At 71.8% G+C, this 20,093-nt stretch carries 20 protein-coding genes; 8 read left to right on the top strand and 12 right to left on the bottom strand.

What is annotated here, in order from left to right; translation table 11 throughout:
• The 6 genes from BJY14_RS20955 to BJY14_RS20930 all read right to left on the bottom strand — a co-directional run bounded on the left by BJY14_RS20955 (nt 1) and on the right by BJY14_RS20930 (nt 7,047).
• On the bottom strand, nt 1-1,119 hold the full coding sequence (locus tag BJY14_RS20955; protein WP_179845186.1) for an amidinotransferase: 1,119 nt from the start codon (nt 1,117-1,119) through the stop codon (nt 1-3).
• Nucleotides 1,116-2,585, bottom strand: a complete 1,470-nt coding sequence (locus BJY14_RS47285; protein ID WP_179845185.1) for an iron-containing redox enzyme family protein — start codon at nt 2,583-2,585, stop codon at nt 1,116-1,118. The genes BJY14_RS20955 and BJY14_RS47285 overlap by 4 nt, the downstream gene beginning before the upstream one ends.
• A complete protein-coding gene (locus BJY14_RS20945) occupies nt 2,582-3,667 on the bottom strand; it encodes a 50S ribosomal protein L11 methyltransferase (RefSeq protein WP_179845184.1) in 1,086 nt (361 codons plus the stop codon). Before BJY14_RS20945 ends, BJY14_RS47285 begins: the two co-directional genes overlap by 4 nt.
• The gene (locus tag BJY14_RS20940) at nt 3,664-4,026 is read right to left on the bottom strand and encodes a Rieske 2Fe-2S domain-containing protein (RefSeq protein WP_179845183.1); all 363 of its coding nucleotides are present in this window, start codon (nt 4,024-4,026) and stop codon (nt 3,664-3,666) included. The genes BJY14_RS20945 and BJY14_RS20940 overlap by 4 nt, the downstream gene beginning before the upstream one ends.
• 119 nt (nt 4,027-4,145) lie before the next feature.
• Nucleotides 4,146-5,537: an iron-containing redox enzyme family protein gene (locus BJY14_RS20935; RefSeq protein ID WP_179845182.1), complete on the bottom strand. Its 1,392-nt coding sequence runs from the start codon at nt 5,535-5,537 to the stop codon at nt 4,146-4,148.
• Between the two features lie 526 nt (nt 5,538-6,063).
• Entirely contained in the window at nt 6,064-7,047 is a 984-nt protein-coding gene (locus BJY14_RS20930) for a helix-turn-helix domain-containing protein (protein ID WP_179845181.1), read from the bottom strand.
• Nucleotides 7,048-7,155: 108 nt separating this feature from the next.
• On the opposite strand from BJY14_RS20930, the gene BJY14_RS20925 reads away from it, so the two are divergent.
• Nucleotides 7,156-7,614 carry a rhodanese-like domain-containing protein gene (locus BJY14_RS20925; RefSeq protein WP_179845180.1) on the top strand — a complete coding sequence of 153 codons (459 nt, stop codon included), beginning with the start codon at nt 7,156-7,158 and terminating at the stop codon, nt 7,612-7,614.
• A 200-nt stretch (nt 7,615-7,814) separates the two neighbouring features.
• Entirely contained in the window at nt 7,815-9,281 is a 1,467-nt protein-coding gene (locus tag BJY14_RS20920; RefSeq protein WP_179845179.1) for a DEAD/DEAH box helicase, read from the top strand.
• A gap of 64 nt (nt 9,282-9,345) precedes the next feature.
• Here BJY14_RS20920 and BJY14_RS20915 read toward each other — a convergent pair whose 3' ends face one another.
• Complete coding sequence (locus tag BJY14_RS20915) at nt 9,346-10,155, bottom strand: acyltransferase (RefSeq protein ID WP_179845178.1); 810 nt, start codon at nt 10,153-10,155, stop codon at nt 9,346-9,348.
• 110 nt (nt 10,156-10,265) lie between these two features.
• Entirely contained in the window at nt 10,266-10,742 is a 477-nt protein-coding gene (locus tag BJY14_RS20910; protein ID WP_179845177.1) for a hypothetical protein, read from the bottom strand.
• A 170-nt stretch (nt 10,743-10,912) separates the two neighbouring features.
• On the opposite strand from BJY14_RS20910, the gene BJY14_RS20905 reads away from it, so the two are divergent.
• Both BJY14_RS20905 and BJY14_RS20900 read left to right on the top strand, forming a co-directional pair.
• Complete coding sequence (locus tag BJY14_RS20905; RefSeq protein WP_179845176.1) at nt 10,913-11,437, top strand: peptidylprolyl isomerase; 525 nt, start codon at nt 10,913-10,915, stop codon at nt 11,435-11,437.
• A 72-nt stretch (nt 11,438-11,509) separates the two neighbouring features.
• Entirely contained in the window at nt 11,510-12,406 is an 897-nt protein-coding gene (locus tag BJY14_RS20900; protein ID WP_179845175.1) for a rhomboid family intramembrane serine protease, read from the top strand.
• Between the two features lie 142 nt (nt 12,407-12,548).
• Here the strand turns inward: BJY14_RS20900 and BJY14_RS20895 are convergent, their stop codons facing one another.
• Nucleotides 12,549-12,806 (bottom strand): cell division protein CrgA, encoded by a 258-nt coding sequence (locus BJY14_RS20895; protein WP_121432795.1) that lies wholly within the window; start codon nt 12,804-12,806, stop codon nt 12,549-12,551.
• An 81-nt stretch (nt 12,807-12,887) separates the two neighbouring features.
• On the opposite strand from BJY14_RS20895, the gene BJY14_RS20890 reads away from it, so the two are divergent.
• Genes BJY14_RS20890 through BJY14_RS20875 form a run of 4 tightly spaced genes read left to right on the top strand, consistent with a single transcriptional unit; the run spans nt 12,888 to nt 15,114 of the window.
• Nucleotides 12,888-13,643: a DUF881 domain-containing protein gene (locus BJY14_RS20890; protein WP_179845174.1), complete on the top strand. Its 756-nt coding sequence runs from the start codon at nt 12,888-12,890 to the stop codon at nt 13,641-13,643.
• 23 nt (nt 13,644-13,666) lie between these two features.
• Nucleotides 13,667-14,308: a class E sortase gene (locus BJY14_RS20885; protein ID WP_312879335.1), complete on the top strand. Its 642-nt coding sequence runs from the start codon at nt 13,667-13,669 to the stop codon at nt 14,306-14,308.
• 8 nt (nt 14,309-14,316) lie between these two features.
• On the top strand, nt 14,317-14,505 hold the full coding sequence (locus tag BJY14_RS20880; protein WP_179845173.1) for a hypothetical protein: 189 nt from the start codon (nt 14,317-14,319) through the stop codon (nt 14,503-14,505).
• 6 nt (nt 14,506-14,511) lie between these two features.
• Nucleotides 14,512-15,114 carry an anthranilate synthase component II gene (locus tag BJY14_RS20875; protein WP_179845172.1) on the top strand — a complete coding sequence of 201 codons (603 nt, stop codon included), beginning with the start codon at nt 14,512-14,514 and terminating at the stop codon, nt 15,112-15,114.
• Between the two features lie 216 nt (nt 15,115-15,330).
• Here BJY14_RS20875 and pknB read toward each other — a convergent pair whose 3' ends face one another.
• The 3 genes from pknB to BJY14_RS20860 are packed head-to-tail and all read right to left on the bottom strand — an operon-like array spanning nt 15,331 to nt 20,085.
• Nucleotides 15,331-17,145: a Stk1 family PASTA domain-containing Ser/Thr kinase gene (gene pknB, locus BJY14_RS20870; protein WP_179845171.1), complete on the bottom strand. Its 1,815-nt coding sequence runs from the start codon at nt 17,143-17,145 to the stop codon at nt 15,331-15,333.
• Between the two features lie 22 nt (nt 17,146-17,167).
• Nucleotides 17,168-18,607, bottom strand: a complete 1,440-nt coding sequence (locus BJY14_RS20865) for a serine/threonine-protein kinase (RefSeq protein ID WP_179845170.1) — start codon at nt 18,605-18,607, stop codon at nt 17,168-17,170.
• Nucleotides 18,604-20,085 (bottom strand): peptidoglycan D,D-transpeptidase FtsI family protein, encoded by a 1,482-nt coding sequence (locus BJY14_RS20860; protein ID WP_179845169.1) that lies wholly within the window; start codon nt 20,083-20,085, stop codon nt 18,604-18,606. The genes BJY14_RS20865 and BJY14_RS20860 overlap by 4 nt, the downstream gene beginning before the upstream one ends.
• Nucleotides 20,086-20,093 lie beyond the last annotated feature (8 nt).

The raw sequence follows: 20,093 nt of genomic DNA, 5'->3' as shown, positions 1-20,093 counted from the left end.
TCAGGAGAAGTAGTCCTCGGGCCCGCCGCGGCGGCGGACGTCGAGGGTGGCGCAGTGGAAGCCGCCGCCGAAGGTGTTGACCGTGCGGAACGGGACGGGGATGGGGGTGAACCCCTCCTTCTCCAGCAGCCGCAGCAGCTCGGTCTCCTGCGCCTCGACGAAGATCCGCTCCTGGTCGAGCATCAGGGTGTTCATCGCGATCCACCGGCTGCAGAAGTACATGGTCTGGTCGGCGGGGATGGCGGGCTCGGGGCAGACCAGCACGTCCCAGTCGGCGAACATCTCCGGCAGTTCCGGCACCCGCTCGGGGTTGATCAGCACGCGGCCGGGACGCAGCGGGACGAACGTGGCGTTCATGTGCATCGGGTGGTCGTCGGCGAAGGCGACCTCGTGCACCCGGAACTCGCCGCCGAGCAGCCGCCGCACCCACTCGATGCCGAACCGGTTGGTGACGTGGCTGCGCTGGACGAGGATGTCGCGGCCGAACCGCATGAAGTCGCCCGCGTCCACGATCGGCTCGAACTCGGTGATGACGGAGGTGGCGTCCGGGAACGGGTCGTCCGGGGACATGGTCGCCGGCTTGGCGGCGGCGTAGCCCGGGTTGAAGGACGCGTCGGTGAGCTGTGGCTTCGGTGCCGCGACCCAGCGGGCGCCGCGCCGGAAGTAGTCCTTGAAGATCGTCCGGAACGGGTGGGTGGCGAAGTAGTACGACCGCCAGCCCATCGTCGCCTCGACGATCTGGTCGCCGGCGACCAGCGCGATGTCGCGGGGGAAGGTGTGCGACGAGCCGCCGGTGGACGTCCAGTCGGCGGTCCCGAACGGGCGGGACTGGTCGACCGGGTCGGGGCGCCGGACGGTCACGCCCTCGCCCTCCAGGATCGACGCGAAACCGTCGAGCTCCTCGCGGGCCGCCTCGACCTGCTCCCGCGGGAACCCCCCGCCGCCGTTGCGACGGTAGAAGTCCCACGCCTCGGGCGGGACGGTCGCCTCGATCGCCGGATGCCACGGCGGGACGGCGGCGCCGTCGACGACGCCGACGATCACCTCTTCCAGCGGGTCCCACTCGTTGTACGAGCCGACCGGGGCGGGCCGCTCGGCCGAAGGTGCGTTCTCGGTCATCGCGACGTCCTCTCGACGGTTCGAACGGTCACCCGGGCCTCGGGCGAGGCGGCCTTCAGGCCGTGCAGGCGGCCGCGCGGCACCAGCAGCACGTCGCCCGTGCCGAGCCGGTGCGGGTGGCCGGTCGCCCACGCGTACACGTCCGCCTCGCCGCTCGTGATCTCCACGAGCCGGTCGGAGTCGTACACGCCGGTACAGAACGGGCTGTCCGGGCGGAGCGTGCTCGTCTCGGCGTCGTCCAGCGCGGAGGACGCCAGCGCGGCGCCCTTCTCGGTGTACCGGTCGAGGCCGTCGGCCCAGGCGATCTGCGCGCGGAAGTCGGCGTCGCCGAGGCGCAGCAGGAGCTTGGTGTCCTCGATGCCGCGCACCAGCTCGGGAATGACCAGCTCGCCGTGCGTGCGCGCCAGGCCGAGCAGCAGGTTCTCGTAGGTCATCCGCCCGTGGTGGACGTCGATGTGCGCGTGCTCGTCGCAGTACTTGGCGTCCACGCGGTCGCCGTAGACGGCGCGGAGCATGGCGCCGGTGTCGGCGAACCCCTGGGCGAACAGCCACTCCAGGTACGTCACCGCCGCCATGTAGCGGAACATGCCGCGGTGGTCCTCGGTGAGCCAGTTGAAGTAGTTCACCCCGACCAGGGAGCTGGTCAGGTAGAAGTTCCAGTAGGCGTGCAGGTCGGTGCGCAGCCCGACGCTGGCCAGCATCTCCTTGAAGATCGTGCTGTGCTTGGCGCCGTAGACCCCGTACCCGAACTCGTCGTTGAAGATCTTGAAGAGCTCGGACTGCTCGACGCCGTAGGAGCCGCCGAGGTTGCGCGCCATGGCCGACGCCTCGGTCAGCGCGTCCAGGGCGAGCTGGATCAGGTGCAGCGCCGCGGCCTCCTCCGGCCGCCGGCACTCGGTGATCAGCCGCATGGTGCCGGTCACCTCGGCCGCCGGGTCCACCGCCGGGTTGCTCCCGGACGCGTCGGCGGGCGCCCCGGCGCCGCCGACCTCGGTGAGGAAGTACGCCTGGAGCTCCTCCAGCGTTCGCACCGGCGGGACGGCGACGGCGTCGTCCAGGAAGGAGAACGCGTACCGCTCCAGGCCCGGCCGGACGGCGTCGCGCAGCGCCCGCACCTCGTCGCCGTAGAACAGGTCGAAGTCGTCCTTCGCGGAGGCCAGCCCGGCGGCGGGCAGCAGGATCATGTCGCTCTCGTAGGCGTTGCACAGCACGCGGCCGGCGATGAGCTGGCCGCTGCCGAGGAACTCCGCCTCCGTCGCCGGGACGGAGAAGTCGCCGGCGCCGGCGCCGGGCGGGCCGATCGGCCGCCGGAACGGGTTGCCCTCGATGAGGACCTCGGGCCCGGGCTGGAAGATCCGCTGCGAGCAGTAGGCGGCGAGGGCGCTCGCCGCGGCCGGCGTCGGTGCCATGCTCGTCGTCACCATGCCCGGCGCCGGTGCGCCGAGCGCCTCCGTGATCGCCGTCACGCGACCACCTCCTCGGACTCCACCTCGAAGCGGACGCACTCGCCGTCGTGGGCGGCGACCAGGGACACCGGCAGGTCCGGCTGGACGTGCAGCGGGACGGGCAGGCACTGGATCGCCTGCTTCCAGTGCGAGTCGTGGCCGGGCGCGTTGTCGACCACGATCCCCGGCAGCAGCTCCATCTCGAACCAGAACGCGATCGCGTGCATCTTGCCCGCGGCCGTCGGCCGGACCGTCAGCTCGGTGCGCTGCGGCCGCGCGTCCGCGGTGTAGAAGTCGAACTCGAACACCGTCGTCGGCTCCGACAGCGCCCGGTGCTCGTGCCGGTGCAGCCGGGAGTCGAAGTACTCCAGCGTGGACAGGCGGTTGAAGGGCGCGAGGTCGAACCCGTACAGCTTGCCGACGTGGTTCTTGCGGTGCAGCGGCTCGCTCTCGATGAGCTGCGCGAGGATCCGCCCCCGCGACGGCATGATCGTCGCGTCCGGGGTGAGGAGGTGCTCGCGGGCGTGCGCGATCGTCCCGAGGATGCCCTCGCCGAGCAGGCCGCAGTCGACGATCTCGGTGACCAGCAGGCCGGCGCGCCTCGGCAGGTCCCCGGGCACCGTCATGCGGGTGGACATCTTCGACACGACGCCGACCGCGTCGTCGTACCCGGCCACCCGGACCACCCGCGCGGCCGTCTCGGCGACGGACGGCTGGCCCTCGCAGGCCACGACCTCCCGCGCCCCGGCCCGCGCCGCCATCATCGCCAGCAGGCCCGACCCGGCGCCGATGTCGAGGACCAGGGCGTCCGGGGCGGCCGCAACCGCCTGCCGGATCGCCCGGTCGTACAGCTCGGCGCGCTCCTCGTCGTGCAGCATCTCCCAGTGCCAGCGGGGGACCGAGCGCCGGACGGCCCGGTTCCGGCCGATCAGGGCCTCCTGGTTGTCGGCGTCCACGCCGAGGATCAGTTCGAAGGCCCTGGCGGCGTCCTCGTAGCGGCCCTGGTGGTGCAGGTCGCGGCCCCACCTGAGGAACTCGCCGAGCTCCGTTCCGTCGTGGATCCCGGCGATCGCGCCCTGCGTCCGCGGCTGTGCGCTGTTCATCGGCTCTCGGCCCCTTCGTCGTGGGTCGGGTCGGGCGGCAGGTTGGCGAGGATCTCCTTGTGGATGACCGAGACGGGGTCGCCGGTGTCGGGAAGGACGACGACGGCCTCGTCGCCGCTGCGCACCATCGGCAGGCAGGAGCGCTTCACGGCGGAGACACCGACCTTCGTGCCGTGCCACGGGCAGCTGAGCCGCCGCCCGTCCGGGGTGCGGCGGGCCAGGCTGAGCGGGCCGCCGCGGTGCGGGCAGTGGTCGCGGACGAGCAGCGACCGTTCGCCCTCGTGCAGGACGAAGTAGCGGTCGTGGCCGACCATCACGGTGTTGTGCCGGCTCAGATCCATCACGATGACGCGGGCCATCGGCTCCTCTTGTCTTTCGGGCGCGGCCGGTGACGGGCGGGGGCGGCACTGGGCATGGCGCGGTCAGGCGGGGCGGGAGAGACGGGAGTCTCGGCGGGAGCGTCGGGGAGCGGGGAGTCTCAGGCGGGAGGCACGGCGTGGAGCGCGCAGGCGGTCTCCGGCGTCGCGGGCCGGATCCCGTAGAGGCGCCCGCCGGGGATCAGCACGGCCTCGCCGCGCGCCAGCCGCTCGGGCGGCCCGGTGGGGGTCGTGACGAGGTCGGCCTCGCCGCGCTCCACCTCCAGGACGACGTCGCCGTCATGGCACCGCGTCCCGAACGGGCTTTCGGCGGTCAGCACGACGCGCCGCGGAGGCTCGGACCCGGTCCGGGCCGAACCGGCGAGCTCGCGGTGCCGGGGGAGGTCGTCGGACCAGCGGATCTGCGCCGCGGTGTCGTCCTCGAACCAGCCGCCGACCAGCCGCGCCTCCGCGATGCCGCGCAGCAGCTCGGGGACGACTCGCGGGCCGTGCCGCCCGGCCAGGGCCAGCAGGACCTGGTCCCGGGTGATGCGCCCGTGGTGCTCGTCGATGTGCGCGTGCTCGTCGCAGTAATGCAGATCGACCGCGTCGCCGAATATATCGCGGAAGACTTTTATCATTTCCACGAATGCGGGCGCGAAGACGGCCTCGGCGTAGGTGACCGCGCCCGCGTAGCGGAAGAACTTCGCATGGTCGCGGGACAGGTAGTAATAGTAGTTGTTCGTTGCCAGGGGGCCGGTCAGGTAGAAGTTCCAGTACGCGTGCACATGGGTCGCCATCGCGCGGCTGCGCAGCATTTTGGCGAAGATCGTGGTGTGCTTGGCGTCGTAGACCCCGTAGCCGAACTCGTCGATGAATATCTTGAACAGGGCGGACTGCTCGGGACCGTAGGCCCCGGCGAGGTTGCGCGACATCGCGGAGGCCTCGGTGAGCCCGTCCAGCGCGAGCTGCACCAGGTACAGGTCGGCGGCGCTCTTGCGGTCGCGGGCGCCGGCGATGGCGGTCAGCGCGGGCGAGGGCCCGGCGGCGGCCTCCTCGACGACGTGCTGGAAGTAGGCCTCCAGCACCTCGGGCGTGGCGGCGCCGCTGACGTCCACGGCCTCGTCCAGGCAGCCGAACGCGAAACGTTCCAGATCCGAGACGGACCCTTCCCGGAGTTCTTTGAGGTCAGGGCCGTAGAAGAGGTCGAAATCCTCGTACAGGCCGTCGAGTCCCTGCTCGGGGAGCAGCACGGTCTCGGCCTCGTAGAAGGTGCCGAGCAGCCGGTGCGCGGCGAGGGACCGATGGGCCGCCCACTCGCCGGGGCCCGGCGGGCGGTCGAAGTCGGCTTCGGCCAGCGAGCCGGGCGCGAGCATGCGGCGGTAGGGGTTGCGGCCGTGGACGACCTGGGGATCACCGCGGAACAGCGGGTGGCCGGCGAACGCCAGGATCCGCTTTCCGAGGGTGCCGCCGGCGCGTGGGGCGGCAGGGGCTGCCTGCGGTTGAACTGTCATTGACTTGTACCGTTCACCTGACTACTCAAGGGTCGGGTGTAGCTGAAGGCGTGCGCGGCCGATTGTGTCGGCCGTGATCACTGAGAACGGCTTCCATTTGTTGGTGGGATGAACAAATGTCGCGGAGTGGAAGTGATCTATCACATGCGGTAAGGGACCGCTTCCTCTCGGCTGCCGGGCAGATTAACAAAGGCCCCGGGCGATGATCAACGATTGAGCAGGAACTTTGTGTCGGTGCCCGGTTTTCCGGCGGGGCGGCCGCGCGTTTCGGTCCCGTCTGTAATGATCTTGCGGGCGTCCGGACCGATCGCGCCCGCGCCCGTCCCGCGCCGCCTGACTGCCGTGCTGACCTTGCCGCCCCTCGCGGTCACCGCGGCCGCGCCCCGGCCGCCGAGATGGCGCAACTCGCCCCTGACATCGGTGACTTCTGCTGGTCAGGAAACCGCGGGGACACTCCCCGGTTCGTGACCGTTACCGGACTCTCACCCCGGCGCGCGCTCCCCGCGCCGGGCGTGAGGGAGGCGGGTCAGGTTCCGCCGGCGGTGCGGAAGGTGCGGCGGTAGGCGGACGGGGAGGTCCGCATCGTCCGGGCGAAGTGGTGCCGGAACGTCGCCGGGCTCTCGAAGCCGACCGCCGCGCCGACCTCCTCGATCGGCGCGCCGCCCTCCTCCAGCAGCGGCAGCGCGGCCAGGACGCGCTGGCTGACCACCCAGCGCAGCGGGCTCGTCCCTGTCCGACGCTGGAAGCGGCGCAGGAACGTACGGGGTGCGAGGCACGCCTCACGTGCCATGCGGGCCACCGTGATGGGCTCGGCGAGGTGGTCAAGCGCCCACGCCATGGCCCGCGCGACCGGGTCGTCCTCCCCCGGCGGGACCACCGCCGCCTCCACGAACTGCGCCTGCCCGCCGTCCCGGTGCGGCGGGACGACCAGCCGCCGCGCCACCGCGTTGGCCACCCGGGCGCCGTGGTCCTTGCGGACGAGGTGCAGGCACATGTCGAGCCCCGCCGCGCTGCCCGCCCCGGTGAGCACGTCGTCGCCGTCCACGTAGAGGACGTCGGGCGTCACGTGGACGTCCGGGTAACGGCGGCGGAGCAGGTCGGCGTACCGCCAGTGAGTGGTGGCCGCCCGTCCGTCCAGGAGCCCGGCGGCGGCGAGGGCGAACGCGCCCGAGCAGATGGACGCCACGCGGGCGCCCCGCGCGTGCGCCTCCCGGAGCGCCGCGACGACCTCGGGCGGCGGGTCCCCGCGGACGTCGGGGACGGCGACGACCAGCACGGTGTCCGCCGACGCGAACGCGTCCAGCCCGTGCTCGGCGGTCATCGTGAAACCGCCCACCGCCCGCATCGGGCCGCGTTCCAGAGAGCAGACACGCAGGTCGTACCAGGGGACGTCCAGTTCGGGCCGGGGCAGCCCGAACACCTCGACGACCGTGCCGAGCTCGAACGGCGCCATGCCGTCGAACACCAGCACCGACACCGTGTGCCGGCGGGACGGGGCGGCGACGTACATGGCGCGATATTAGCGATACGCGGCATTCGCGCCACTTCCGGGCGAGCGGCCGGCGGCCGAGGATCGAGGTGGTCACGAGACGCTCGTCACGATTCCAAGGAGCCGCAGATGAACGAGGCCACCCCGGCGCCCGCCACCGCCGACGAGGCCCTCCGGCACTTCGCCGCCAGGCTGGCCTTCGAGACGGACGTGTCCGACGTGGCCGCCCGGCTCGCCGAGGGGACGCCCGGAATCGTGGTCGTCGACACCCGGAGCACCGAGAGCTGGGCGCAGGGCCACGTCCAGGGCGCCGTCCACCTCCCCACCGCCGAGATCGCCGGACGCGCCGCCGCGCTCGTCCCCGAGGGCGCGGCCGTGGTCGTCTACTGCTGGGGGCCGGGCTGCAACGGCGCCCAGAAGGCGGCGCTGGAGTTCGCGAAGCTCGGCCGTCCCGTCAAGGAGATGCTCGGCGGATTCGAGTACTGGGCGCGGGAGGGCTACCCCGTGGAGACCGGTGGCGGCACCGTCACGCGGCGTTCACCGGACCCGCTCACCGCCCCCGTCAGGGGTGTTTCCTGTGCTTGTTGAGCTCGCGGTGACGCATGTTCCTTCGGGGACGGGGCATAAGCTCGTACCCCGACGACGTTAGACTCTAGGAATCACTCTTCGGCGCCGACGACGGCGCCAGGCTCGTCCTTGCAGGCCACACCCACGCGGTGCCTCCCGAGACGTGCCCCCCTCTCGGAAGGTAGTGCGTGACCACAGCTGCTGCTGAACAGAACCCGACCATGCCCGCCATCGCGGACGAGGAGCGGGTTCCCACCTTCGCCGAGCTCGGCCTCCCGCCGGTGCTGGTGAGCGCCCTGGTCCGCCAGGGCATCGAGGCGCCGTTCCCGATCCAGGCCGCCGCCATCCCCGACGTCATGGACGGACACGACGTCCTCGGGCGCGGCAAGACCGGCTCCGGCAAGACCCTGGCGTTCGGGCTGCCGCTGCTGGCCCGCCTCTCCGGCCGCAAGGCCGCCCCCAAGCGCCCCCTGGCGCTGATCCTCGTCCCGACCCGCGAGCTCGCCCAGCAGGTCCAGACGAACCTGGAGCCGCTCGGCCGCGGGCTCGGCCTGCGCTTCAAGACCGTCATCGGCCAGACCTCGATGTTCAAGCAGATCGACGCGCTGCGCCGCGGCGTCGAGGTGCTCGTGGCCACTCCGGGCCGGCTCAAGGACCTGATGCGGCAGGGCGCCTGCGACCTGTCCGACGTCGAGATCGCCGTGCTCGACGAGGCCGACCACATGGCCGACATGGGCTTCCTGCCCGACGTCACCGACATCCTGGACGCCGCCAAGCCCGGCGGGCAGCGGCTGCTGTTCTCCGCCACCCTCGACAAGGACGTCGACGTCCTGGTCCGGCGGTACCTGAACCAGCCGGTCACGCACGCGATCGGCCCGGTGGACGAGTCCGTGGACACCATGGACCACCACCTGCTGCTCGTGGCGCCCAAGGAGAAGAGCGCCGTCACCGCCGAGATCGCCAACCGCGAGGGCCGGACGATCCTGTTCGCCCGCACCAAGCACGGCGTCGACCGGCTCGCCAAGCAGCTCACCCAGGCCGGGGTCCGTGCGGCGGGCCTGCACGGCGGCAAGAGCCAGGGGCTGCGCACCCGCACCCTCGCCGAGTTCCGCGAGGGCACCATCAGCGTGCTCGTCGCCACCGACGTCGCCGCCCGCGGCATCCACGTCGACGACGTGTCCCTGGTGATGCACGTCGACCCGCCCGCCGACCACAAGGACTACATGCACCGCGCCGGGCGCACCGCCCGCGCAGGCGAGCGCGGCACCGTCGTCACGCTCGTCCTGCCGCACCAGGTGCGCTCCACGTCCGCGATGACGCGCCGCGCCGGCATCAACGCGCCCCGGACGCGGGTGTCCACCGGCGACTCCGAGCTGGTCAAGCTGACCGGCGCCCGGCAGCCGTCCGGCATCCCGATCGAGGAGCCGATCATCCCCGAGCGGCCGGCGCGCCGCGAGGGCGGCCGGGGCCGGCCGGGTGGGCGCGGCCGCGGCCGCGGCCCGCGCACCTTCGACCGCGAGGGCGGCAACCGCCGTCGCGACGGCGAGGGCGGGCGCGGCGGCGAGCACCGCTCCTACTCGTCCGGCGAGCGCCGCGGCGGCGGTCCCCGGACCGGCGGCGGTTCCCACGGCAACCGCCGGGGCACCTCCTCCTACGGGGGCGACCGCCGGACGGCCCGCACCAGCTGATCGACGACAGAAGAGCCCCGCCGGGAACGGCGGGGCTCTTCGCGTTCCGGGCCGGCCGCGGCGGTCAGCCCGCCTCCTCGCTGAGGACGTCGCCCTCGCGGGCGGCGGACTCGGCGCGCAGCCTGTCCTGGAGGATCTGCAGGCCCTCCAGGCCGTCCACCGAGAGGGCGGCGAGCTCGTCCAGGGACATGAGGGGGTCGGTGCGCAGGGGCGGCTGCCAGCCGTTCTCCTTGTCGTGGCTGCGCAGGACCTTGGCCGGGACACCGCCGATGACCGAGTGGTCGGGGAACTCGCCGCGGACGACGGCGCCGCCCGCCACCGCGACGTTGCGGCCGAGGCGGGTGCCAGGAAGGATGATCGCCCCGGTGCCGATCCAGCAGCCGTCCCCGATCACGACAGGGTTGTTCTCCGGCCACTGCCGCCCGATCGGGGTGTGCAGGTCGCCGTAGGTGTGGTTCTGGTCGGTGATGTAGACGTTCGGGCCGGTGAAGACGTCGTCGCCGATGTCGATCGACTGGTGGCCGACGATGTGGGTGCCGCGGCCGAGCGAGCAGCTCCCGCCGATCCGGACGATGACGTCCGGGCCGAGGTCGAGGCCGGGCACGAACCCCGCGGAGATGGTGACGTGCGTGCCGACCAGCGTGTGGTCGCCGATCGAGATCCAGGGCTCGCCGTAGATCGCGCCGGTCGGGAAGCCGATGCAGGCGCCCTCGCCCAGGTAGGCGAACCTGCGGCGGCCCGGCGTGTGCGGGGTGATCTCCCCGTGCCGCTGGATCCATTCCCAGGCGTGGTGCACGGCCGTGTGCACGCCCTGGCGCGCCCGCTGCTTCGCGCGGGCCGCCAGCATCTGCCGCAAGGGGCGTTTCGGCGACATGGCGTTCACCGTACCGGGTGGTAGCAACCCCTTGACCGACGGGGACGGCGAAGGGCCCGGCCGCCGCGCGGCCGGACCCTTCACCTGTGCGCTCAGCGCGATCGCGGGGCTCAGTGCGATGAACGCACCTGACCGTCGACGTCGGCGCCGCTGACCGTCATGGAGTCGGCCGAGGTCGCGCTGCCCGCATGCTCGCTCGACCCCTTGGCCATGTCACGGACGGCGCCGCGCCGCGTGGCCACCGCGCCGGCGACCCCGACGGCGGCGACCACCCCCATCATCGCCATGAGGGCGCCACGCCCGGGCTTGGCCGCCGATCTGGGCGGTTCCACCCGTCCGGCGACATCGCTCAGGAACGTGCTCACCCGCGGGGCGAGGCCGGTCTCCACGTACCGGGCCGCCTGCCGCAGCCTCGGTGCGCTCCATCCACGGGCGATCATCACGCGTTCGTTCGCGATGGGCCCGATCCGCTCGGCCGCACTGGAGGCGCCCTGCCGGCACGCGTCGGCGCCCTGACGGGCCGCCTGCTGGACGCGGCCGAGCCGATTGACGACCTCGTCCTGCGGCTTCCGGCGGATATTGATCATTAGGGACACGCTAACCTCCCTGTTTGCGAGGTCCTGTCAGGCAGCCTTCCCAGCGAACGGAAGGTAAACACCGCGATCGTGACGAGGCTTTCACTCAGAGTGACGTGGACGGCCTGGCCGGGACCGCGCACCGGACGGAACAGAACCCATCTCAGGAGGAGGCGGCCAGCGTGGCCAACGAGATCTTCGCGACGCTCAACACGTCGCTCGGCAAGATCGTGATCCAGCTGTACCCGGAGCAGGCGCCCGAGACCGTGGCGAACTTCGTCGAGCTGGCGGAGGGCACCCGCACCTGGACCGACCCGCGCACCGGCCAGAAGTCGGACGCGCCGCTCTACAACGGGACGATCTTCCACCGGGTCATCGACGACTTCATGCTCCAGGGCGGCGACCCGCTCGGCACCGGCACCGGCGGCCCCGGCTACCAGTTCAAGGACGAGTTCCACCCTGACCTGAAGTTCGACCGCCCGTACCTGCTGGCGATGGCGAACGCGGGGCCCGGCACCAACGGCTCCCAGTTCTTCATCACGACGAACGTCGCGCACACCCGGCACCTGACCGGCCGGCACACCATCTTCGGCAAGGTCATCGAGGGCACCGACGTCGTCGACCGCATCGGCAAGGTCCCGACGGGCCGGATGGACCGTCCCAAGGAGGACGTCGTCATCGAGTCGGTGACGATCGAGCGCCGTTAGACGTTCCACACGGTGAGACCCCGCTACGGGTGAGCCGAGCACCCACCGTACGTACGGCCCACGGAGCCACTGATGAGCACAGACCAGAGTCCCGTCCCCGAGACCTCGGTGCCGACCTGCTACCGGCATCCGAGCCGCGAGACGTATGTGCGCTGCACCCGCTGCGACCGCTTCATCTGCCCCGAGTGCATGCGGGACGCGGCGGTGGGGCACCAGTGCGTGGAGTGCGTCGCCGAGGGCAACCGGGGGGTCCGCAAGGCGGTTCCCCGGACGATCCTCGGCGCGCGGGGCTCGGCGACCGCCGTGCCGGTCGTCACCTACACGCTCATCGGCGCGTGCGTCGCCGCGTACCTCGCCGAGCTGGCGTCCTGGCGCGTGGTCTGGGACTTCATGATGCTCGGCCGGGGGGTGCTGCCCGGCGGGGAGGTCGGCGGGGTCGCCGAGGGCGAGTGGTACCGCCTGTTCACCACGATGTTCCTGCACCAGCGCGGCGGATCGTTCGGCATCACCCACATCCTGTTCAACATGTGGGCGCTGTGGGCCGTCGGTCCCGCGCTGGAGCAGGTCCTCGGGCGGTGGCGCTTCCTCGCCCTCTACGTGCTGTCGGGGCTCGGCGGCTCGGTGCTGCTGTACCTGGTCGGCTCGCCGGCGGACTCCGCGGTCGGCGCGTCCGGGGCCATCTTCGGGCTGTTCGGGGCGTACTTCGTGATCGGCCGCAGGCTCGGCGGACCGGTCGGCCCCATCGTGGTCCTGCTGGTGATCAACCTGGTGATCACGTTCTCGGTGCCGGGGATCTCCTGGCAGGGCCACGTCGGCGGGCTGGCGGTGGGGGCTGCGCTGGCCGCGGCCTACGCCTACGCGCCGGACGCGCGGCGGCGGCTGTTCCACATCGGCGCGCCGCTGGCCGTGCTGGTGCTGCTCGCGGTGCTCGTGATGCTCAGGACGGCCGAGCTGAGCCCGTCGGTGTAGCCGTGCGCGCGGACGCCGCGCGGGCGCCGGGCCGCGCGGCCCGCGCGCGGCGGCGTCCGCGCTCCGGCGCCTGTGGACACCCGCTGTGGAAAACCTGGGGAAAGGCGCGGTGAGAGATCCTCAACCTGTGGATAACGTGCGGTCAGCGCCAGCGGGTCGAGAGGATCACACCCAGGATGATCGCGGTGAAGCCGATCCCCAGGTTCCAGTTGTGCAGGTCGGTCATGTACGGCACGTCCGTACCCGTGCTGGCCGTCACGTAGAAGACAGCGATCCAGATCAGGCCGACGAGCCACAGAGCGACCATCGTCGGCACGAGCCAGCGGGGGCTGACCTCGGGAGCCTTGGACTTCTGCGGGGGCGTGTAGACGGCCTTCTTGCGCACTTTGGACTTGGCCACGGTGGGATCGATCTCCTCGGGCGTCCGGCGGCCGGAGCGTCGGACCGCGCATGGGTGTTTTGTCGGTTAGCGTAGTCGCTGGTGAGCAGCGTACGGCGTCCGGCGTGGGGAAGCATCATCCCAGTTCTCACGCTCCTTGCGGGAACCTTGTTCGCGGCGAGCGCGAGCACGGCCCGCGGCACGAGCCTGCGCGAGCAGGGCCGGACCAGGATCACCGAGCTCATCACCGCGGAGCAGCGCCGGGGCCGGCAGGATCGCGCCGAGTACCGGCGGCTGCGCCGCCAGGTCGACGGTATCTCCCGGGAGGCCGGACGTCACGACGCCCGGGTGAAAAACGCTCAGGCGGAGGCCGACCGGCTGGCCGCCGAGGCCGGGTTCACCCCCGCCGCGGGCCGCGCCGTCCGGGTCTCGCTGGACGACGCGCCGCTGCCGAAGCCGGGCGAGCTGCCCCGCGGCGTCCGGCCGGACGACCTGGTGGTGCACCAGAGCGACGTCCAGTCCGTCGTCAACGCGCTGTGGGCCGGCGGCGCCCGCGCCATGCAGATCATGGACCAGCGGGTGATCTCGACCAGCGCGGTGCGGTGCGTCGGCAATACGCTGATCCTCCAGGGCGTCGTCTACTCCCCGCCGTTCCGGATCACCGCCGTCGGCGATCCGGTCCGGCTGCGCGCGGCGCTCGGCGCGTCCCGCGAGATCGCGATCTACCGCAGGTACGTCCGCGCCTACGGGCTCGGCTACGCGGTGCGGACGGTGGAGCGCGCCACGTTGCCGCCCTACACCGGCAACGTGACCATGAAGCACGCTACGGTTCCGGCGGAACCGCCCCAAGGCGGTTGAACCCCCCGGCAGAGGAGGACGCGGTGCGGACGGTGATCCGTGGCATGGGCGAGCTGTGCATCACCGCCGGGCTGATCGTCATGCTGTTCGTCACGTACGAGCTGTGGGGCACCGGCCAGTACACCAAGGGCGCCCAGGACGAGCTCGGCGACGAGATGCTGAAGAACTGGCGGGCCACCAAGGTCACCACCGAGAGGGTCAGGCTCGGCAAGGGAATCGCCGTGATCCGCATCCCCCGGTTCGGCGAGCACTACCGCTTCGTCGTGATCGAGGGCGTCGACCGGGCCGACCTGCGCAAGGGGCCCGGCCACTACCCGGGCAGCGCGCTGCCGGGCCAGATCGGGAACTTCGTGGTCTCCGGGCACCGCACGACCTACTCGGCGCCGTTCAACCGGCTCGGCGAGCTCGACCGCGGCGACAGGATCCTCATCGACACCCGGGACGAGCAGTACGTCTACACGGTCACCGACCGGCGGATCGTGAAGCCGTCGGCGGTGGAGGTGACCGCGCCCGTCCCGTTCCACCCGAAGCGGCGGCCGACCGAGCGGCTCCTCACGCTCACCACCTGCCACCCCAAGTACTCCGCCGCCCAACGAATGATCATCTTCGGCGAGCTGGCCGAGGCGCTGCCGCGCGCGGCGTCGGCCCGGGCCGCCGGGACGTAGGAGGCTCCGTGTACGCCTGGATCTGGCGCCGGCTGCCCGGCGCCTGGCAGACCAAGACCGCGACCGCGCTCGGCCTGCTCGTCGCGGTCGCCGTCCTCCTCTGGTACGTGGTGTTCCCGTGGATCGAGCCCAAGGTCCAGTTCGACCACGGCGTCGTGCAGGACCCCGCGCCGTCCGGCTCCGCGACCCCGGGCTGACCGGCGATGCGCGTCCTCGTCGTCGACAACCACGACAGCTTCGTCTACAACATCGTCCAGTACCTGCTGGAACTCGGCGCCGACTGCGTCGTCAAGGACCGTTCGGACGTCTCCGTCCGGGACGCCGCCGCCGTCGACGGCGTCCTGCTCAGCCCCGGACCGGGCCATCCCGCCGACGCCGGCGTCTGCCTCGACCTCGTGCGGGACGCCGAGCGCCGCGGCGCCCCGCTCCTCGGCGTCTGCCTCGGCCACCAGGTGATCGCCCACGTGCACGGCGCGACGGTCGACCGCGCCCCCGAGATCGTCCACGGCTACACGAGCGAGATCCACCACGACGGCGCCGGCGTCCTGCGCGGCCTGCCGGACCCGTTCACCGCGACCCGCTACCACTCGCTCGCCGTCGCGCCCGCCACCGTCCCGCCGGACGTCCTGGAGGTGACCGCGCGCACCCGCGACGGCGTCGTCATGGGGCTGCGCCACCGCGGCCGTCCCGTCGAGGGCGTCCAGTTCCATCCCGAGTCGATCCTGTCGACCGCCGGCCATCGACTGCTTCGGAACTGGCTGGTCACCTGCGATGACCTGCGCCTTCACCGGGTGGGCGGGAGCTAGGCAGCCCCATCTCACCCGAACTTAGAAAATTTCGGTTGAAATCGGTAACGTCTCCCGACGTCGTGACGAAGACCATAGCGAAGGGCTTCCGCCATTGCCCCCGAGTGGCGGAGGCCCTTCTCTCATGTCCGGGCCCGGCCGGCCCCGTGACACGGCTCGTGAAACGCCCGAGGGCCCCGCCTCCTGATGGAGACGGGGCCCTCGGGCGTTATCCGGTCAGCCCTGGCCGTTGCCCGGGAAACCCGGGAAGCCCGGCGTGGGCGTGCCCGGCGTGCTGGGCGGCGGCGACTGCGGCTTCTGCGCCACGAAGATCGTCACCGTTTCACCCGGTGCGACCGTCGCGCCCTCACCCGGCTGCTGGTCGTAGACGAAGCCGGGCGCGACCTGCTTGTCGGGCGGCGGCGCGCCCTTCTGCACGTTGCACTTCAGGCCGATGCCCTCCAGCTTGCCGCACGCGGCCCGCTGGCTGTTGTTGAACAGGCTCGGGACCTTCAGGCTCGACGGGCCGGTCGACACCGTCACCGTCACGTTCGAGCCCTTGGCCGCCTTCGAACCGCCGGACGGGTCGGTCGAGATCACGTTGCCCCGCGGCACCGTGTCGTTCGAATCGACCCTCTTGTCGACCTCGAATCCGCTGTTCTCCAGCATCTTCTTGGCCGTGGCGTACGGCTTGCCGGTCACGTCCGGGATCTCGACCTCCGTGGGCGGCTTCTTGCCCTTGGAGACCAGCAGCGTCACCGTGGCGCCCTTGGCGGCGTCCGTGCCGGGCTGGGGATCAGAACTGATCACAAAGCCCTTCCGGACGTCGTCGTTGAAGTCGGTCCTCGGCTCGCCGAGCTTGAAGCCGAGCTTGGTGAGCTGGGCCGTCGCGTCGTTCTGCGAGACGTTGACGATGCTCTTGGGGATCGCGACCTGGTCGGCCCCGTCGTTCCCGTTGCTCATCAGCAGGCCGATGAGCGCGGCGCCGCCGATGAACAGCACCGCGAGACCCACCCACAGCGCGGCCTTCTTGCCGCCGCCGCCGCGTCCGCCGTCGTCGTCGTAGTGGGCGGGAGGCAGGCCGTAGCCGTCGTCCTGCGGCCGCCGCACCTGCGTGCGCGCCGGGCCGCCGCCGTACGCGCCCATCACCTGCGTGCCCTGGGGCTGGTGGCCGCCCATCAGCATCGTGGACGCCGCCGTCGACGACACCGGCTGGCCCTGCAGGACGCGCTGGATCTCCTGCCGGAACTCCGTCGCGTTCTGGTAGCGGTGGTCGGCTTCCTTCGCCATCGCCTTCAGGACGATCGCGTCAGCCCACTGCGGGATCTGCGGGTCCACCTGCGACGGCGGCACCGGCTCCTCCCGCACGTGCTGGTAGGCGATCGCGACCGGGGAGTCGCCGGTGAACGGCGGCTTGCCGGTGAGCAGCTCGTACAGCACGCAACCGGTCGAGTAGATGTCGCTGCGGGCGTCCACCCGCTCGCCGCGCGCCTGCTCGGGCGACAGGTACTGCGCGGTACCGATCACCTGGGCGGTCTGCGTCATCGTGGACGCCGTGTCGGCCATGGCCCGGGCGATGCCGAAGTCCATGACCTTGACCTCGTGCTGCCGGGTCAGCATCACGTTGGCCGGCTTGATGTCGCGGTGCACGATGCCGCCGCGGTGGCTGTAGTCCAGCGCCCGCAGGATCCCGTCGGTGATCTCCAGGGCCTTGTCCGGCAGCAGCGCGCGGTTCTCCCTCAGCAGGTCGCGCAGCGTGCTCCCGTCCACGTGCTCCATGACGATGTACGGGATCGGGGTGTCGCCGATCATGTCCTCGCCGGTGTCGTACACGGCGATGACCGAGGGGTGGTTCAGCGACGCGGCCGACTGGGCCTCGCGCCGGAACCGTGCCTGGAACGTGGGGTCACGGGCCAGGTCGGATCGCAGCGTCTTGACCGCGACGATGCGATCGAGGCGGCGGTCCCGGGCACGGTAGACCTCGGCCATGCCGCCGCGCCCGATCACCGTTTCGAGCTCGTAGCGGCCGCCGAGCAGCCGAGGTTGACTCATATGTGCACTTTCCCTCGTACGTCTACACCTTGTCTCCAGAACCTAGCTTCCCCGTCTGGGTCGGCGGGGGATCCGGGCTCGGAGTTGACGGAGTCGTGGTGCTCCCCGTCGGGACGGGTGTGGGCTCAGGGGCGGTGGGAGTCGCCCGGGGCGGTTTCGTGGATGGCTTGTGTGAGAGGGACGCCTGGGGCGACGCCTGCGTTGACGGACGGATCCTATGCGTCCGGTGCCGCGGCGGGACAGCCGGCCCGGGAGTGCTCCGGGCCCTGCGCCGCGGCGGGGTCGCGGAGGACGCCGGCGTGGACGCCGGATCGGCGACGCTGCCGTCGTCCCCGACCGGCCGGGTGGCCGGAGCCGCGGGCGGGTCCCCGCCCGGACCGGCGAAGGCCAGCCCCTTCCACAGGGAGCCGACGACGATCACGCAGACCAGGACCACGGCCGCGACCGACGCGTACGCCAGTGCCGAGCGCCGTTGCCCGGTCACCGGTCCGCTGGTGAGGTTATCCGCCCCGTCGCCAGCGTCAAATCCCGACAAAGTAGACGATCTTACAGGACGGGGAGCGGGGCCGGCCGCGGAGGGCCGGCGCGCGCCCCGCCGGGCGGCGTCCAGGCGCGCGGCCTCGCCGGTCGCCCCGGCCCGGCCCGTGCTGAGCGCCGCGCGGATCCCGAGGGCCCGGGCGGCGACCGTGTCCGCGTTCGCGGGACGGTCCCGAGGCTCCTTCGCGAGCATCTCCATGACCAGCTCGCGGGCCGACTCGGGCACCCGCCGCGGCAGCTCAGCGGGGGCGTCCCGGACGTGCTTGAGCGCCACCTCCACCGGCGTCGGCCCGTCGAACGGCGGCGCGCCCGTCAGGCACTCGTAGGCCACCGCGCCCAGCGAGTACAGGTCCGCCGCAGGGGACAGCTCCAGGCCCTGCGCCTGCTCCGGCGAGATGTAGTGCGCCGTCCCCATGACCATCCCGGTCTGGGTCTGCGACGCCGCCGCCAGCCGGCGGGCGATCCCGAAGTCGGTGATCTTCAGGGTGCCGTCCGGGGCGACCATCAGGTTCGCGGGCTTGACGTCGCGGTGCACGATCCCGGCGGCGTGCGCGACCGCCAGCGCCCGCGCCGCCTGCACGACCAGGTCGAGCACCGCCTCCAGCGGCAGCCCGCCGTCGCGCGCCAGGATCTCGTCGAGCGGCTCGCCCGGCACCAGTTCCATCACCAGGAACGTCCGTCCGGCCTGCTCGCCGTAGTCGAACGCCCGCGCGATCCCCGGGTGCCGCAGCTCCGCCGCGAACCGCGCCTCCGACTCGAACCGGCCGCGCGCCCGCATGTCCGAGCCCAGCTCCAGGCGCAGCAGCTTCACCGCCACCAGCCGCCCCGACAGCGCGTCGGAGGCGCGCCAGACCTCGCCCATCCCGCCGATCGCCAGCCGCTCCAGCAGCCGGTACCGGTCGTTCAGGACGAGGCCCGCACTCACTTCTGCAGGACCTTAGCCATGATCGCCGCGGCGACGGGGCCGGCGTTGGCCGCGCCGGAGCCCGGGGCCTCGACCATCACGGCGAACGCGTAACGCGGGTTCTCGACCGGGCTGAACCCGACGAACCAGTTCGCGTTCGGGTTGCCCGGGCCCTGCTCGGCGGTACCGGTCTTGCCGGCGATCCGCCTGCCCGCCAGGTTCTTCGCGGTGCCCTCGGAGACCACCGCGCGCATCATGTCCTCCAGCTGGCCCGCCTGGTCGCCGCTCATGGCCTCGCCGAACTCCTTCGGCGAGGCGTTGTAGAGCTCGCTCTGGTCCTTCGCGCGGACCTTCTGCACCACGTACGGGTTCATGATCTTGCCGTCGTTGGCGATCGAGCAGGCGACCAGCGCCATCTGCAGCGGCGTCGCGCGCACGTTCTCCTGGCCGATACCGGACCGGGCCGTGCCGTCCTTGCCGGTCTCGATCGTGTTGCCCTTGGCGTCCTTGATCGACACCGGGACGTCGCTCTCCGCGGCGTACATGTCGGGCTCCAGCTGGACGTGCTTGCCGAACCCGAACCGCGTGGCGCCGTCGTGCAGCTCCTGGATGCCCATGCTCAGCGCCATCTTCGCGAACGAGGTGTTGCAGGACTCGGCGAAGGCGCCGCGCAGCGGGGCCGCACCGCCGCAGTTGCCGGTGTCGTGCGAGTTCGGCAGCGGACGCCCCGACTCCGGCAGGATCAGCTGGCCGGTGTCCACCGTCGAGGAGCTGTTCAGGCCGAGCTTCTGCATCCCGATCGCCGACACGACCGCCTTGAACGAGGACCCGGGCGGGAACGTCTGGCTGAGCGCGTTGTCGACCAGCGGCTTGACGACGCCGTCGCCCTTGTCGAGCTGCTCCAGGCGCTTGCCGCCCTTCTCACCGGTCTGCGGCGCGACCTCGTTCGGGTCGAACGACGGCCACGACGCCGCCACCTTCACCGCGCCCGTCTTCACGTCGATCACCACCGCGCCGCCGCGGCGGCCCTGCGCCGTCCCCGCCTTCAGCTGCTCGTAGGCGGTGCGCTGCGCCTGCGGGTCGATCGTCAGCTCGACGTTCGCGCCCTCGGCCTTCTTGCCGATGAACGTGTCGAACCAGCGCTGCTGCGTGATCCGCGTGTCCTTGCCGCCGAGCAGCGAGTTGTAGGCCCGCTCGACCTGGGTGGCGTTGCCGTTGAAGTACCCGGTGATCGGGGCGAAGACCGCCCCGTCCTTGTAGGTCCGGCCGTACTTCGGGTTGTCCTTGCCGGTCTCCTTCGAGGTCACCAGGACCTCGCCGCCCGCCGAGATCTGGCCGCGCGGCGAGTTGAACACGTCCGCGTACTGGCGGCTGTTGCGCGCGTCGGTCCGCAGGTCCTCCGCCTGGCTGCCCTGGACGTAGTTGACCTGCGCCATCAGGCCGAAGAACAGCAGCAGCGCGAAGATCGCCACCCGCCGAACCGGCTTGTCCATGTTCATTGGGGGGA

Origin of the sequence: Actinomadura luteofluorescens, assembly GCF_013409365.1 — a bacterium.
In the GTDB taxonomy this organism is placed as follows: Bacteria; Actinomycetota; Actinomycetes; order Streptosporangiales; family Streptosporangiaceae; genus Spirillospora; species Spirillospora luteofluorescens.
Note: the sequence above shows the minus strand (reverse complement) of the source record. Positions and strands in the feature narration are given on the sequence as shown.